The 15,585-nt window shown below is 58.7% G+C and carries 12 protein-coding genes; 2 read left to right on the forward strand and 10 right to left on the reverse strand.

Annotation, left to right across the window (positions count from 1 at the left end; translation table 11 throughout):
- Window positions 1-51 precede the first annotated feature (51 nt).
- From D3Z90_RS06365 to D3Z90_RS06410, 10 genes are all read right to left on the reverse strand, one after another.
- On the reverse strand, window positions 52-2,826 hold the full coding sequence (locus D3Z90_RS06365; protein WP_136474939.1) for a TonB-dependent receptor: 2,775 nt from the start codon (window positions 2,824-2,826) through the stop codon (window positions 52-54).
- Between the two features lie 107 nt (window positions 2,827-2,933).
- A complete protein-coding gene (locus D3Z90_RS06370; RefSeq protein WP_136474940.1) occupies window positions 2,934-4,640 on the reverse strand; it encodes a SulP family inorganic anion transporter in 1,707 nt (568 codons plus the stop codon).
- A gap of 132 nt (window positions 4,641-4,772) precedes the next feature.
- On the reverse strand, window positions 4,773-5,312 hold the full coding sequence (locus D3Z90_RS06375) for a Bro-N domain-containing protein (RefSeq protein WP_136474941.1): 540 nt from the start codon (window positions 5,310-5,312) through the stop codon (window positions 4,773-4,775).
- 379 nt (window positions 5,313-5,691) lie between these two features.
- Entirely contained in the window at window positions 5,692-6,606 is a 915-nt protein-coding gene (locus D3Z90_RS06380) for a LysR family transcriptional regulator (protein ID WP_136474942.1), read from the reverse strand.
- A gap of 64 nt (window positions 6,607-6,670) precedes the next feature.
- On the reverse strand, window positions 6,671-7,396 hold the full coding sequence (locus D3Z90_RS06385; RefSeq protein ID WP_136474943.1) for an SDR family NAD(P)-dependent oxidoreductase: 726 nt from the start codon (window positions 7,394-7,396) through the stop codon (window positions 6,671-6,673).
- Window positions 7,397-7,410: 14 nt separating this feature from the next.
- Window positions 7,411-8,334 (reverse strand): NAD(P)-dependent oxidoreductase, encoded by a 924-nt coding sequence (locus D3Z90_RS06390; RefSeq protein WP_136474944.1) that lies wholly within the window; start codon window positions 8,332-8,334, stop codon window positions 7,411-7,413.
- Between the two features lie 11 nt (window positions 8,335-8,345).
- Entirely contained in the window at window positions 8,346-9,176 is an 831-nt protein-coding gene (locus D3Z90_RS06395) for a polysaccharide deacetylase (RefSeq protein WP_136474945.1), read from the reverse strand.
- Complete coding sequence (locus D3Z90_RS06400) at window positions 9,173-10,597, reverse strand: APC family permease (RefSeq protein WP_136474946.1); 1,425 nt, start codon at window positions 10,595-10,597, stop codon at window positions 9,173-9,175. Before D3Z90_RS06400 ends, D3Z90_RS06395 begins: the two co-directional genes overlap by 4 nt.
- 17 nt (window positions 10,598-10,614) lie before the next feature.
- Window positions 10,615-11,571: an agmatinase gene (gene speB / locus D3Z90_RS06405; protein ID WP_136474947.1), complete on the reverse strand. Its 957-nt coding sequence runs from the start codon at window positions 11,569-11,571 to the stop codon at window positions 10,615-10,617.
- A gap of 291 nt (window positions 11,572-11,862) precedes the next feature.
- Window positions 11,863-13,275 carry a cytosine permease gene (locus D3Z90_RS06410; RefSeq protein WP_136474948.1) on the reverse strand — a complete coding sequence of 471 codons (1,413 nt, stop codon included), beginning with the start codon at window positions 13,273-13,275 and terminating at the stop codon, window positions 11,863-11,865.
- A gap of 260 nt (window positions 13,276-13,535) precedes the next feature.
- Between D3Z90_RS06410 and D3Z90_RS06415 the strand changes: the two genes are divergently transcribed.
- On the forward strand, window positions 13,536-13,982 hold the full coding sequence (locus tag D3Z90_RS06415; protein ID WP_136474949.1) for a hypothetical protein: 447 nt from the start codon (window positions 13,536-13,538) through the stop codon (window positions 13,980-13,982).
- Window positions 13,983-14,103: 121 nt separating this feature from the next.
- Entirely contained in the window at window positions 14,104-14,829 is a 726-nt protein-coding gene (locus D3Z90_RS06420) for a tellurite resistance TerB family protein (protein WP_136474950.1), read from the forward strand.
- Window positions 14,830-15,585 lie beyond the last annotated feature (756 nt).

Here is a 15,585-nt window from a genome sequence, read left to right on the forward strand (position 1 = left end):
GTCTGGGCCGCTCCTCAGAAGAAGGAGGCGGCCCCGTAAGGCCGCGACGGCTCAGAAGTCGTAAGTCATGCCCAACCACACCTGACGGCCAGGCTGATAGATCTTGTAGGTGCCGCCGTTCCACGACATGGTGTCGCTCTGGTTTTTGTTGTTGAGCACGTTGTTGACCTGGGCGTTGAAGCCCAGACCGTGGGCAAAGGCCGGCTTCCATTGCACGTTGGTGTCCCAACGCCACAGCGAACCGATTCGCGCCGAGCTGTATTTACGTACGCGCAGATCACTGTCAGGCAGCGGGTAATAGCCGTCTACGCCGGTGTCGTGCTTGTACACCTGATCGCGGCTGCTTTCCCAGGTCACCCGGTTGAACAGGGTGATGCCGTAAGCCTGCCAATCGGCCTGCCAATCTACGTTGAGCTTCCAGGGGGCGTTGAAGTCGCTGGCTGGCAGGTCCTTGGCATTGATCACTTTGCCTTCGTACCAAACCTGGCTTGGGTCCAGCTTCATGGTCATATCAATGTCGCTATAGCCCAGCTCCAGAGCGGTGTCACTGCGGGTGCGCTGCCAGGCCAATGCGGCGCTGAAACGGTGTTCTGCATGCAGGGCACGCCAAGGCTCGAGCATGCTGACGCTGAGGTAGACGTTGTCGCTGTCGGTCTTGCTGTCGTTGACGAATTCCTTGATGCTGCGCTCGTTGCTGGCGCGGCTGTCCGGGTACTTGGGGCGACTGCGCACTTCATCGCGGTGCTTGCGATTGACGTACTGCACGGCCCACAAACTGTTGCCCCAGCGCTGATCCAGGCCGAGCATCAGCTCATCGCTGTAAGGCGTCTTCAGGTTGTCCAGGCCTTCATAATCTGGCGTTGCGTCCCAGGTGCCGTCGCCGTTGTCGATCAGCGGGAAGCAATCGAAGTAACAGTGTTTGAGGCCACCGTTCTGTGCACCGTACAGGGCGTAGGTGAGCATGGAACTGCCGTAGTAACGGTTGGCGCCAGCCTTGAGCACCGTAGCGCCGTTGCCAAACGCGTCCAGGGACACCGACAAACGCGGCGCCAGATTGTTGCTGCCGATGAAGTCGTCGCGATCCATGCGCAGGCCTGGTCGAACGGTCAGGCGTCCCCAATCCATCTCGTCCTCGGCGAACAGGTGGTAGCTGGTGTAGCGGGTGCTTGCTGAGCCGGCAAAGAAGGCATCGATCTGACGCAGGTTGATGTATTCGCCGTACGCGTCGAAATTGGCCGCGTAGTAGGTTTCCTCACGCTCGAACTCGGCATCCACTTGGTTGACGCCAGCACCGAGGGTGAAACGATGTCCCAGGCCAGCAGCGAAGATGCGGTCGAAGGCAAACTGCCCGGACAGCTCCACAGTGTCCTGGTAACTATTCAGGCTGCCGGGGCCACCGTAGTTGTACGTAACGGGATTACGCCAATCGCTGGAATCGATCAGGGATACTCGATAGTCAGTGTCGCTGTCGCGAATATCGGTCAAGTGCCGGTAGCTGGCATTGAGCTCCATCTGCCCTAGCGAGGTCATATGTTCGAGCTTGAGGATACTGGCCAGGCCGTCGTGGCTGTTCTGGTAGCCGGAGTTGGCCACCGTGTTCTGGAACATCTGTTCCTCGTAACCGGAGTACAGCACCGTCCAATGCACGGTGGTTTCCGGGGTCGCGTACCAACTGAATTTGCTCGACAGGTTGTCGGACTGGCGCCGTTGCAGGCGGTTGCTTGCCGGGTGATTGAAGCCAACGAGTGTATCGCCATCGATATCGAATCCCGGCCCGCCCAGGTCGCGCATAGGGATCTTCGAGTCCCGGCGCGAAGCGCTGACCACTACGCCGAGGTTCTCCGCCAGTTGGGTTTCGCCCCAGAAGCCGTAGTCACTTTTCTGGTAGCTGGGCTGGAAGCGCGAGGGGTGCGACATGCTGTTGTGGGAACTGTCGAAATCCAGGCTGTCGTCGGTGAAGGTTTTGTTCCAGTCGGCGTCGGTGTGGCGGTAGTACAATTGGCCCGCCTGACCGCCGCGCCAACTGCGCGATGTCGCCTCTACCACACCGCCGGTAAAGCCACTGTAGCGGGCAGAAATGTTCGAGTCGTGAACTTCCAGGCTATCGATCAGGCGGCTGTCCAGGTAGAACCCCTGTTCGCTCGACGTGCCTGAGGCCATGGTAACGCCGTTGCCAGCATCGACCGGATCCAGATCGTTGTTCATGCGCATGCCATCGAGGCTGAACAAGCCCTGATAGGGACGTGAACCGTGGATAGAGATCGAGTCGGGCTTGATTTCCCCTTGGCTCAAACCGTTCTGGCTACTGTTGGAGAACTGCACCACCGGGTGACTGCGCAGCAGATCAGTAAGGTTGCTATTGGCCTGGGGCCGGTGTTCGATTTGCTCCGAAGTGAGCCGGAAGGGATGAGCAAAGCGGTTTTCCTCCGCCATTTGCGGGCCGGTCACGGCAGTGCTGGGCAGGCGCACGCTGTCTTGCGACAACCCTTTTTGGGCCTTGATCAGGTAACCCCCATCGACCGCTTCGTAGGTCAAGCCAGTGCCCGCCAGCAGCAACTGCAAGCCGGACATCGGGCTGAAGTTGCCCTCCAATGGTTGCGCCTGCAGCTTGTCGACCAGACGCGCGTCGAACGCCAGGCGGATATCTGCGTGCTCGGCAAAACGAGCAAGGCTCAGGCCCAATGGCCCGGCCGGCAGCGAAAAATAGCGTTTTTCAGCGGTTTGTTCGGCGCTGCGCCCAGGTTCTTCGGCCTGCACCGCAGGCACTACAGCGAGCAACAATGAAGCACACAGCAAAGACGGGAGGGGGAGGTGATGACGGAACATCAATCGGGGATCCTATGCAGTCTCGATGCAACTCCACCGAAGTGGAAATCATTATCGATTGCTATGCCGATCCAGATTGAAAAAGGGACAATGCCCAGGGCAAAATTTTATGGCGTCCAGTCCACCCCATGCTCTTCGAGGTAAGTATCCACGGCCGCCCCGACCGTTGGCTGAAAGATGTCGGTGCCAATATGCTCCAGCACCTCCAGACGCAGGAGTTTGTCTTTGACCGGGTCTTTCATTTCGGCAAAGCGCAACTCGATGTTTGCCGCGCGCAATACCTGCTCCAACTCCACCAGCATATCCGCCGAGGTGACATCCACGCTGGTCACCGGCTCTGCGGCCACCACTACCCGGCGAACCTCGGTAGGGGATTTGGCGATGGCTTCCAGCACGCACTTTTGAAACAGTTCGGCGTTGGCAAAAAACAGCGGCGCATCCCAGCGAAACAGCACCAAACCGGGCACCAGGCGGGCTCTGGGGTAGCGCGAAATATCGTGAAAGCCGCGAATCCCATCCACCCGGCCGAGCACAGTGTAGTGCGGGCGCCAGCCATCCCAGAGAAACTCGATGACCGCGACGACCACCGCCAGCCCGATGCCCGGAACCGCCCCTAACACCACGACGCCGACAAAGCAGGTGATCGAAAGCCAGAACTCCCAGCGCTGAATCCGATAGATCCGCTTCAAATCCTTGAACTCGAAAAGGCCGATGGCGGCGGCGATCACCACGGCTGCGAGGGCGCTGTTGGGCAGGTGTTGCAACAGGTTGGGCGCAAACAGCAGCAACAGCGCCACGCCAATGGCGCCGAATACGCCGGTAAGCTGGGTGCGTGAGCCGGCCGCCTCGGCAACCGGTGTGCGCGAAGAACTGCTGCTGATGGGAAAACCCTGGAACAGCCCGGTTGCGAGGTTAGCGATACCCAGGCCGACCATTTCCTGATTCGGATCGACAGGTGTGCGGGTCTTGGCAGCGTATGTACGTGACAACACACTGGTGTCGGCAAAAGACACCAGGGCAACGGCGAAACCGCCGATCAGCACGGTGGTGAGGTCCGAGGCCTGAAGCCAGGGCACAGAAAAGCTGGGTAAACCTTGGGGCATGGAGCCCAACACCTTCACGCCATCGGTGGCATCGAGCCCAAGGCTGCCGACCACCAGGGTCGCGGCCACCACAGCAATGAGAATGCCGGGCAGGCGCTTGAAGCGGGCAAGCAGCAGAATCAACGCCAGCGTTGCGGCACCTATGGCAAAGCCGGCCCAATTGGCCTGACCTGCCAGCAGCGCCTCGCCGAGATCCAGCATGTCACGCAGCGGCCCGGTGCTCTCCACGGAGATGCCGAACAATTTTGGTGTCTGGCTGATCAGCACGGTGAAGGCGATGCCGTTCATGTAGCCGTAGCGAATGGGCTTGGACAACAGCTCAGTGATAAAGCCCAAACGCAGAAGACCGGCGCCGATACACACAAGCCCCGACACCAGTGCCATGGCGCTGGCAAGGGCGATGGCGCGCATGGGGTCACCACCGGAAAGCGGCAGCACCACGGCGAGGATAATCGCCGCCAATGCCGAGTCAGGTCCTATCACCAGAATGCGGCTTGGCCCGAACAGGGCGTAGGCCAGCAGTGGCACGATACTGGCGTACAGCCCGTAGATGCCCGGTACCCCGGAGGCTTCGGCATAGGCGATACCCACCGGAACCAACATGGTCGTCAGCACCAAGCCGGCGAGCAGGTCCTTGGGCAAGTCCGCGAAGTGATACGACCGTAGCACCTGTAGTCCGGGCAACCAGCGTCGCCAACCGCTTTCTTTCATGCACTGCTCCTTGCGTGGGATGGAAGCGTTCAAGGATGGTTTAGCATGTTTTATGCGGCGCAAACCTGCAGAGATCAATAGGTACCGGTGGGCGTAACTACTTGTGCAGAAACAGCTAATGGGGGACTTGGCTCAATCCCCAAACCTATGCAGCCGCAGCGCTCGTTGTGCACATTCGCGCCAACTTGATTTGCGTTTCACCGGTAACACAATAGGCCCCTCTACTTTTAGCACCACGGGCACGTCGCGTAAGCGTATCCAAGGCTCGCTTTGCCAGTACAACAAGCTCGCGGTAGCCCCTCCCGGCCAGCGCATCAACCCCAGCCGCGGCAAATCGGTCTTCTCAGGCTCACGTCCATCACGCAGTACCGCTACCACTTCATGGGTTAGCCAGTGCCGCAGGTGGCGATTTTCCGGGATGTAATGATGAGCAAGCAGGGTATAGGCCCCGGATTCGCTAATCATGACCGTCGCTTGGTACTGGCCGTAGCGCAGCAGCTGCACTTTGCGATGTTGGTCGGGGTCGAGCTTGCGGATGCAGTGTTGGTCGAAAAAATGGCCTGTCATTCGACCCAGCTCAAGGGCGCAGAACCATGCCTGGGATTCGAGCCAGAGGACATGTAGAGGGCGGTTGTGGCGGTAGAACAGTATCGGTTCATGATGGTCAGTCACAGCTGACCTCCGATAGAGCGCTGAAGCAGAGTGCGCACGTCGGTAGGCATATACAAAACCCCTGCGTGATTACAGCCTTACTAAAGGCTGGGTGTCGGGAGCTAAGAAACCCCACGCAGAAGGCCGGACGTATTTCCCTTACGGGTCTTGTATTAGTCCACTCCCGACATATCAGAGTATTTTGCGCGCAGCAGTAGACCACAGGCAAAAAAATGCCGCATCTGTCGGGAGCGGGCTAGCCGCTACGTGAGGCGTTTCTTAGGCGCCAATCCTTACGGTAAAACGGCGATGACCCCCGGTCAAATGCTCAGCTGTAGGCAATTTCCGAAACTAAAAATTGACCCTCCAGCCTCACCCGCGGGCATGCCCCAGGATGGCCTTATTCCGTCGCGGCCTGGCTGCTATCTATCATCAGCGCGGCCAGAAAGCCGGCCAAGCCCGTCTGGATCTGAAGGCCTTGGCGGGTAATGCAGTGGAAGGATGAGATATAGGAAAGCCGATCCGCAAGAATGGGCCGCAACCGTCCCTGCTCAACCCAGGTTTGCGCATAGTGGGTGGGCAGATAGCCAATGTAGCTACCCGAAAACAGCAGAAGGGCGATGGCCTCCATTGAAAAGGCGCTGATCATGTTGCGAAAGTGCAGCTCGTAGGGGCGGCGATTTTCGGCAACGTAGCCGCGATCCACGTAGTCCGAGGCGCTGATTTCGTCAATGGTCAACGACTCGTCAGGGCGATTGAAAAAGGGATGCTCGGCACTGCAGTAAAGGTTCTGTTCCTCATCGAACAGCGGCTTGTAGTCCAGTCCCGACAGGCGATGATGGAAGGCACCTATTGCCAGGTGCAAGCGTTCCTCCAGCACTGCTTGTTCCAGTTCATCCGGGCGCATTACATGCAACTGCAGGCGCACTCTGGGGTTACTTTTACGAAAACGCGCAATTGCACAGGGTAGAGGGCTGTTAGGCATCGTTGCCAGGCTGTCGACGGTGCCCAGTTGCAAATGCTCCTGGGAGCGCCCGTTGACCGCCACGGTTTTCTGCCGAAAGCGTTCGATGTCAGCGAACAGTTCCTGCGCTGCGGTGTAAGTCGCCATGCCCTCGTCGGTGAGCTGGAAACCTGACTTGCCGCGCTTGCACAGCGAGTAGCCGACGCGAATCTCGAGGTCGCGGATAACCACACTCAATCGCGGCAGACTCATGTTCAGACGAACTTGAGCAGCGGTAAAACCGCCGGCTTCGACAATGGTGCAGAAGGTGCGCAACATCCGCAGATCTACGTCGTTCAGATTTCCGAGCATGGCTTCCTCTTTTTTCAGGCATTTCTAACGTGGTGGTATAGCGTCCCTTAAAGCGTTCGAGCGCTCAGCCATTCATCACCCCACCGCCATTCACACCCAACACCTGGCCTGTGGTGAAGCTTGCGTTGTTGGAGGCCAAGAATACAACGCTATTGGCAATCTCCTGTGCGCTGCCAAGCCGTTGCAAAGGATAGCGCGCCGCTTCCTCTTTGATACAGGCCGGCCCCAGGCGCTCGACCATCGGGGTGAGGGTTCCACCTGGGGCCACCGCGTTCACCCGCACACCTTGCGGTGCCAACTCCCTCGCCAATGCCTTGGTAAAGGCGATGATTCCACCTTTGGCTGCGGAATAATGGCAAAGGTTGGCGCAGCCAAGCTGGCCAAGGTCGGAGGCGATGTTGACGATGGCACCGCTGCCTTGGCGGGTCATCAGGCGCGCAGCTTGCTGGGAGAACAGGAAGGTCCCGTACAAATGCACGCGCAGCATTTTGTCCCACTGCTCGAACGACATTTGCGTGATCGGCGCTTCATTGAGAATGCCGGCGTTGTTCACCAGCACGTCCAGACGCTGCACGCCGCTGAAGGCCTGCTGTACCGTCGCTTGGGCTGAAACATCGCCCAGGGCGATTTGCACGCTGACACCCTTTTGCTCCAGTTCCTGTACCAATGACTCAAGTTCGTGGCTGAACGTCAGGTCGTTCAGTATTGCGCTGTCCCCCGGTTCGGCCAGCGCCAGCGCGATAGCACGACCGATACCATTGGCAGCACCTGTCACAAGATACGATTTCATCGATCAGCTCCACTTCAGTAGGGGTGGTTTTCCAACCAGCGTGCGTAACTAGCCAGACCGTCACTCAGCAGAAATTCGGGGCGATACCCCAACTGCTCACAAGCGGCCGTGATGTCGAAACGCGCGTTCTCATCCAGCACCTCGAGGGTGCCCGGGCCAATATGGATGGCTGCGTTGGGATAGAGCTGCCGCACACGGTTGGCCACGTCGGCATAACGCTCTTGCTCGCCTGCAGTAACGTTGAAAACCCGTTGCTTGAGTCGCTGCTCATCGACACAGGCTGCCAACAGGCAGGCTGCAGCCACATCGGCGACATGCACGTACTGCAGTCGATAATCACCGCCGCAGGGCTCCATGAGCGACTGCCCATCGATGGCTGCGCGCAGCAACTCCTTGAGGTAGCACTGCATGAATTGTCCTGGTCCGTAGATCCAGCCGGGGCGAAGCGAAACGACACTGACCTGATAAAGGTCGGTGTAGACCTGGCCAAGTTTTTCGGTGAACGCCTTGGTGCAGCCGTAAGGGGTCGTTGGATTCAGCGGTGCTGTTTCATCGATAACGCCAAGCGCCTGGTTATGTCCGTAGGCACATTCAGAGCTGAGGTTCACTACCCGGGGAATTTCGCAAAGCCTGGCGGCTTCCAGCACATGGGTGGTGCCCAGGGCGTTGGTCAGCACGGTTTGCAGTGGAATGCGGCGAGAATCTACCGGGTGCGAGATAGCGGCGGTATGAATAACCGCGTCAAAACGCTGCAACCTGCAGGTTTCGATCAGGCTGGCCAGGTCCAGAAGATCGCCTTGCCGATAGTGAAAGCCGGACGCCTCGATGGCACATACCAGGCTACGGTCGTAGCCCGTGACGCTGTGCCCTTGCTTGAGCAATTGCAGCACGACTTCTTGCCCAAGAAACCCGTTGGAGCCAGTTACCAGAACATTCATGGGTCAACCTTTCAGTAAGGGTGGACGGGGAGTTCGAGCGCGCCTCGGCGCACCTGCTCGTAGACGTCATCGGGTGTGCACCACCAGGCGTCGTCGTTCTGTTTGATCAGCTGGATCAAGCGTTCCAGCATCAGCAGTCGTGAAGGCCTGCCAATCAACTGCGGGTGCATGGTAAGAATGAAATGTCCGCCGTAGGCCCGCATGCCTTCGAGCTCTGCGGTCCACAGGCTCAAGGCTTTGTCTGGTGCTTCGATTACTCCACCCACCGCAGGCTCGGCGGAGTAGGCGAACTGCTCCCAGTCATCGAGCGCCCAACTGACCGGAAGCTCGAGAAGTTGCCCGGGAGCACCCCCGACCAGATACGGACGGTCGTCACCCATCAGGCTGCTGTCACTTCTGAAACCAAGCTCGACCAGCGCCTCGATCACATCCGGCGTGATCTCCCAGACAGGAGCGCGGTAGTGATGCACTTCGCGCCCGATAGTGCGCTCCAGCACCGCTTTGCTGTCTTTGAGAATCTGCAGGTTCTGTTCCGGCGTTTGTTCGTCTACCCGCTCATGGAAATAGCCGTGGCAGCCAATGCTATGGCCGGCCTCGGCGATACCGCGAACCACGTTCGGGTCTCTTTCCGCTACCACTGCCGGCACATAGAACTGTGCGCGTATTTCATAGCGCTCCAGCAGCTCGAGAATCCTCGGCACGCCAACCCGGCGCCCGTATGCGCCCATTGAAAGGAGTGTCAGGCGACGGCCCTCGAGGCTGGAGGAATCCCACGCGGTTTCTGCATCCAGGTCGAAACTCAAGGTGACGGCAAAGCGTTTGCGATCAGGCCACATGATCATGGGGAAACGATCCTCTGCGACAGCGCCTTGCGGCGCATGCGGTTGTAGACAAGCACGGCTGCGCCACTGGCGATGATCACCGCGCCGCAGTACCAGACGTGATAGAGATAGGCAGGGTCTGCAGGTTGGGCCCCTGCGGTGTAGGCGATGTAGGCCAGGGTCAGCAGGGCCAGGGCGGGCAGGCCCGACATGGCAAGTGCCTTGGTCCGTTGTTGCTCACGAAAGGTGGCGAAGATGAAGCACAGGAGCATGGTGCTGTAGGAGATCATCATGGTGATCGACACCACGTCGTAGTACCACTGCAGTTCGCTGATCGGTTTTGCCCAGATCATCGCCAGTGCGCACAAGGTGCCGATCAGGGTGAGGCGCGCCGGCACGCGTCGCGAGTTGAGTTTTTCCAGGGTCGAAGGCAACTCACCCTCGTGGCTCATGCGATAGCCGGCACGAACCCCGGCATTCAGCGAGATGTTCAAGCAATTGCATGCGGAGGTGATGATGACCAGGGTGGGCAACCACAGTAGCCACGAGGGCAAGTACAGCTGGGCAATACTGCCAATCGCCTGAGCGCTGTCGGCGAACATGCCTGCCAGCGTGCTTGCAGGCACGGCCATCTTCCAGCCAATGGCGGCGATCGAGTAGATCACCAGCATGGCTGTCAGGGTCAGCAGAAACGAGCGCTGGATGGTGCGCACGGGCGTCTTCGCTTCCTCGATGAAATTGATCGAGGAGTCGAATTGGGCAAGCATCCACATGCCAAACAACATGCCCGGTCCGATTGCGGTCCAGAAGCTGTCGAGCGATGACGGCATGTAGGAGTTCAACACGCCGGCGCCAGGCACCTGCGGGTCGATGATGCCAGCCAGCCCAAGGCCCAGGAGTACGGCCAGCTCCAGCGCCAGGAGGCAGATAGCGACTTTTGCGGTCGCTTCCACCCCGCGCAGGTTGAGGACCATGAACACCACGATCAGCACGCTGGCCACCAGTTGCCCGGTGTACGGCGAGCCGTTGAGCCCTAGCAGGCTTTGGGTGTACTGCGCGCCCACCAGTGCACACATCGCTGTGACACTGAAGCACATGATTACGTAGGCCCAGCCGAGGATGGTCGCGGCCCCGGGCGACAAGTAGCGCTTGCTGAAGACAAACACCCCGCCTGCCGCTGGCGCACGTCGCACCAGATAGATAAGACTGAAGGCAATCACCATCATCGGGAAGAAATAAGCCGCCAGAATCGACAGTGGCGCCAGTTCTCCCGACAGGGTGTACAGCAGCGGCATCGACGATACCCCTACCCATGCCGGTCCGTTGAAAGCCAGGGTATTGGCGCAGACATTCAGCGTGCTGAGCCGGCCTTTGGACAGGGTGGTATCGATTTCCCGAACCTCACCCTTGCGGTCGTAACCTATGAAGTCGCTGAAGCTCATGCTGGCTTCTCCTCGACTTAGCTGCGTTCAGCCAAAGCATCGGCAAGGATGCAGAGGAGCTCGAACATCATGGTCGCGCCAACCAATGCTGTGGCACCGCCCAAATCAAAAGGCGGGGAGACTTCCACCACATCGGCGCCGACCAGGTTCAGTCCACGCAAACCACGAACCATTTGCTGCGCCTGCAGGGTGGTCATCCCGCCGATTTCAGGGGTACCGGTACCCGGTGCAAACGCCGGGTCGAGCACGTCGACATCAAAGCTGATGTAGGTGGGGTCCTGGCCCACCACACGGCGTACTTCTGCCAGCGTGCCCTCGACGCCAAGGTCGCAGAACTCTTCCATGTGGATGACGCGAATGCCGCATTCTTCTGCGAAGGCTTCATCGTCTGCGGAGTAAATCGAACCGCGAATACCGATTTGTACCGTGCGCCGGGGGTCGAGCAGGCCTTCTTCGATGGCGCGACGAAAGGGCGTGCCGTGGGTGTAGGGGTTGTCGCCGAAGTAGCGGTCGTTGGTGTCGGAGTGCGCGTCGAAATGCACCATGCCGATGGGACGGTGGCGTGCCAGTGCGCGAAAGATCGGCAAAGTGACAAGGTGGTCGCCGCCCACCGACAGCGGAATCACCCCGGCCTGATGCAGTTTGCTGAAGAAACCTTCGATCTGCTTCAAGGAGTCGAGCAGGTCGATCGGGTTAACCGGCGCGTCGCCCAGGTCGCCGACGCGGGTCAGGTCGTAGGGCGCAATGCGGCTGACATGGTGAACCTTACGCATCAGGCTGGACATATTGCGCACTTCCCGCGGCCCGTGCCGAGCCCCGGCACGGTTAGTGGTGCCGCCGTCCCACGGTACACCGACCAGGCCGATACGGACTTGCGCGGGGTCTTCGAACACGGGCAGGCGCATGAAGGTCGGAATGCCGGCGAAACGTGGCACCAGTGCAGCATCAACGGGTTGCGGGTTGTTATTGCTCATAGCAGATCTCCTCGTCGAACCGGGGTGACGGTCGACTCATTGTCTTTATCGTTCAGGAGTGGAAAAGGGCAGGTGCAGCCAGGGCGTGAAACCGGGGAAAGGTGAGGGCATAGATAAAAACCTTGTTATTATTTTTGGATGTTCCAGGCTTAGCGTACGAACAGCGGGCGAGTTGATAAATCGCCAACATCGAAAGTCAGCTTTTCAAAAAAATTAAGTGATTGCCGGGTGAACGCTCACCCCGAGAACGTATGCAGGGGGTGAGCTGCGCGGGTTTGAACCCAATGCTATTTACAGGCTGTGTTGTACGGGGGATGAAACGGCTGCTGTGGATCTCTTAGCCAGGAAGTAATACATAACCCCGGGTATTATCAAGCCAATGATCCAAGAGATATCGACGCCATTCATTTTTTCAACCAGTGCGCCGGTATAGAGGCTGGTTGAAATAAAAGGCATTTGAATCAGGACGCCAATTACGTAAGTGCTGATGCCCAGTGTATTCCATCGGCCATATTGGCCATTGGGATCGAACAGCGCGTTCAAGTTGTATCGCTCTTTATTGACGAAGTAGAAATCGACAAGATTGATAGCGCTCCAAGGCGTGAAGAATGCCAGCAAGAACAAGATGAACGATTTGAAAACGCCGATGAAAGAGTCCTCACCCAGCAGCGCAACAGCGGTCGATGCGCCGACAATGCACAATACGAAAACAATGCGTTGGCGTTGGCTGATTGCAACATGCCCGCGAAAGCCACTGATAACCGTAGCGGCGCACATGAAGCTGCCGTAGGCGTTCAGGGTCGAGATCGTGAGTTTGCCGAAAGCGATGCTGAAATAGATCAGGGCGGCGGCCGCTCCGGTGCTTCCCAGCCCGACGATTACAGAGACTTCATGGCCGGCGAAGTTCGCGCCTGCCAGAGCCGCGGCGAACACCCCGAGTACCATCGAGATCTGCGCCCCGATAACCGAACCAAGCCCAACGGCGAGAATGGTCTTGATCGAGGAGGTCTTGCTTGGCAGGTAGCGCGAATAGTCCGCCACATAGGGGCCATAGGCAATCTGCCAGGACGCGGCGAGCGACACGGCGAGGAGAAAGCTACCCCAGTCGAAATGACGAATCGCTAGCAATTGGCCGATATCATTGGTGAGGGTCAGCCGGGCAAAGAGATAGCAGAACGCAATAACGCCGACGACACTCGCGGCACGGCCGGCGATGTGAATGAAGCGATAGCCCATGATGGTCATCAGCATCGTCAAACCGGCAAAGATCAGAATGCCGCTGCTGTTACTGACACCGGCCAATTGCGAAACAGCCTGCCCGGATAGAATCGCTCCAGTCGCGTTAAAGCCCAAATACATCAGGGCCACTAGAATAATAGGGATAGTTGCGCCGTATACACCAAACTGCACACGGCTGGAAATCATTTGCGGAAGACCCAGTTTCGGTCCTTGTGCAGCATGCAGGGCCATCACCGCCCCACCAAATATTTGCCCGACCAATAAACCAATCAATGACCAAAATACATCACCGCCTAATACAACAGCGAGGGAGCCGGTGAGCAAAGCAGTAATCTGTAAATTACAGCCTAACCACAAGGTGAACTGGCTGAAGAGGCTGCCGTGCCTTTCCGATTCGGGTATGTGGTCGATAGTGCGTGTTTCGAGCAAGGACGGCTGTGCTGAATCAACACGGGTGTTAGGCATTTGCTATCTCCACGGGACATTGTTGTCCTCGTAATTGTTGTGGGTCGCAAGAGATGGGCAGGGATGTAGTGCGAGGGTGCTTTAATTGGGTTTTGTTGTTTTTTTGTGCGCGGCTAGAGTAGCGATAGTTTGAAGCGAATAGATACCCTGAACTGATTAATCCGGCTTTCGGTTTTGGTTAACTATGTTGTTGTCGTGCGGTAGGCAGGCTGACCGGGGGCAGGTCTATACTGGGTACTCACTTCTGCGAATGAGCAATCATGAAAGACCTGACGCGCATGTGCTGGCTGGCTTCGGCTGTCGCTGTTGTGATGATGGGCTGCGCTGGCTATGAAAATCGCAAGGCCGACTTCGTCCAGATTGATCTCAAGCCCGTAGGGCATAACGCTGGCGAAATCGGCTACGTCACGATGGTGCCACGCGGCAATGCAACCGACCTTAGCTTCCATGTCAGCGGTGTATACCGCAGCTTGCACCAGGTTCGCCTGTATACCTATATCTACAAGGGCTCCTGCACCAGCCGCGCGGCGCAACCGGCTTATTCATTGAATGACATCGTCATGGTCAACCGCAGCAGCACCGGCTGGGATTTTTCCAGGACCGTGCCCACACCCATTGGCACGTTGAGTGGCCATGGTTACTCGGTGGTTCTCAGCACTGGCCCGGAAGAGGGCAGCATCGAACAGTTCTGCGCCGAGATTCCTTGATGCTGGGCGGATATAAACAAGGCAGGGCCTGCTCGGCCGTCAGCCAGACGGTCGTGGTGGGTTGCCTTGAGGGGGCTATCGTTTGTTGTCTGGGCAACAACTACCAAAGGAGGGCGGTGCCATGAACACCAGTGATCTACTCGAACAATTACTCCGGTCCGGGCAGGGCTCGCAGGCGCAACAAGGGGGCGGCGGCATGTCGTCGCAAGACCCAATGGGCGGACTGGGAGGTTTGCTGGGCGGGCTGCTCGGCGGCAGTGGAGGCGCTGGTGGTGGCGGCCTCGGTGGTTTGCTCGGCGGTCTATTAGGTGGCAGTAGTGCCAGTAACAATGGTGGCGGCTATGGCCAGGGGCGTTCCGGGGGCGGTACCAATTACGCGGCCTTGGCCTCGTTGGGCATGATGGCCTTCCAGGCCTATCAAAGCTGGCAGCGCAGCCAGGCGACAGCCCCGCAACAGATGGTGCGCACGGTCGATCAATTATCCGGGCCTGAGGCCGAAGATCACAGCCATGCGATCCTGCGTGCACTGATTGCTGCGGCCAAGGCGGACGGTCGCATCGACAAGCAGGAAGAACAGTTGATCTACGCAGAAATCAAACGCCACACCAACGACCCGCAATTGCAGCAATGGTTGGATGTTGAAGTCAGCAAGCCGCTCGATGCTGCCGAAGTCGCCCAATCAGCCCAGGACCCGGCCATGGCCGCGGAAATGTACCTGGCCAGCGTGATGCTGGTGGATGACCAGCAGGAAGCGGAGCGGGCCTATCTGGACGAACTGGCCGGCGCGCTACAGATCGATCCGCAGTTGCAGCTGCACCTGGAACAGCAGGCCAAGGGCAGTGCCTGACTGGCCGAGTTACCCTCTGGTTAAGTTGGTTGGGGGAGTGAGGCTGCGAGCTTATCCATTAATGTGGCACCGCTGCCGGCCCTACGCTGACTCGAAACCGCCCCGCGCCAATGGATCAGCACCTGGCTGTATGTGTCAACGATGACGCGCCGGAATGTGGCTCAAGTGTCGATGGGCATATCCGTTTGATGGGATGGCACTACTGGCTGGTTTCGCCTTTACGGCGACCCACTTTTGTCGAGGCAAAAGTGGGCAAAACCGTGTGTCCCTGCATTCGGCCCTACGCTGCGCTCCGGGTTCCCTCATTCCACCCTTGCTCCAGTGGGGACCGCGCCGAAGGGCCGTCCTGGCCCTGCGGCGCTCGCCGGCCATCCATGGCCGTCGCCCCACTCCGCAAGGGCTCCATTCGGCCTACTGAAGGGACGATTTGTGGCGTCTGCACGATTTGTGTAAGTAGAAGCACGGCAACAGCAACAGCACCAGCGCCGCGCTGGTGTTCAGCTTTTGATGTTGATCTGGCGCTTCGTACATCGCCAGCCCAGACACCTGGATCGTCCCTTCAGTAGGCTGAGTGTAGGTATTGCGTAGTCGGGTGCAGGCCATGGATGGCCTGCGAGCACCGTAGGGCCAGGACGGCCCTTCGGTGCGGTCCCGACGGGAGCAATGCCGGAGCGAAGGGACCCGGAGCGCAGCGCAGGGCCGAATGCAGGGACATACGGTTTTGATTCCTTTTGCCAAGACAAAAGGGATGCGCCG

This window comes from Pseudomonas sp. DG56-2 (assembly GCF_004803755.1).
In the GTDB taxonomy this organism is placed as follows: domain Bacteria; phylum Pseudomonadota; class Gammaproteobacteria; order Pseudomonadales; family Pseudomonadaceae; genus Aquipseudomonas; species Aquipseudomonas auratipiscis.

Coding starts and splice junctions, on each gene's coding strand:
- D3Z90_RS06410 (WP_136474948.1), bottom strand. CDS start 13,275: ATGCCTAACACCCGTGTTGATTCAGCACAGCCGTCCTTGCTCGAAACA.
- D3Z90_RS06390 (WP_136474944.1), bottom strand. CDS start 8,334: ATGAATGTTCTGGTAACTGGCTCCAACGGGTTTCTTGGGCAAGAAGTC.
- D3Z90_RS06415 (WP_136474949.1), top strand. CDS start 13,536: ATGAAAGACCTGACGCGCATGTGCTGGCTGGCTTCGGCTGTCGCTGTT.
- D3Z90_RS06395 (WP_136474945.1), bottom strand. CDS start 9,176: ATGATCATGTGGCCTGATCGCAAACGCTTTGCCGTCACCTTGAGTTTC.
- D3Z90_RS06365 (WP_136474939.1), bottom strand. CDS start 2,826: ATGTTCCGTCATCACCTCCCCCTCCCGTCTTTGCTGTGTGCTTCATTG.
- D3Z90_RS06380 (WP_136474942.1), bottom strand. CDS start 6,606: ATGCTCGGAAATCTGAACGACGTAGATCTGCGGATGTTGCGCACCTTC.
- speB (WP_136474947.1), bottom strand. CDS start 11,571: ATGAGCAATAACAACCCGCAACCCGTTGATGCTGCACTGGTGCCACGT.
- D3Z90_RS06420 (WP_136474950.1), top strand. CDS start 14,104: ATGAACACCAGTGATCTACTCGAACAATTACTCCGGTCCGGGCAGGGC.
- D3Z90_RS06370 (WP_136474940.1), bottom strand. CDS start 4,640: ATGAAAGAAAGCGGTTGGCGACGCTGGTTGCCCGGACTACAGGTGCTA.
- D3Z90_RS06400 (WP_136474946.1), bottom strand. CDS start 10,597: ATGAGCTTCAGCGACTTCATAGGTTACGACCGCAAGGGTGAGGTTCGG.
- D3Z90_RS06385 (WP_136474943.1), bottom strand. CDS start 7,396: ATGAAATCGTATCTTGTGACAGGTGCTGCCAATGGTATCGGTCGTGCT.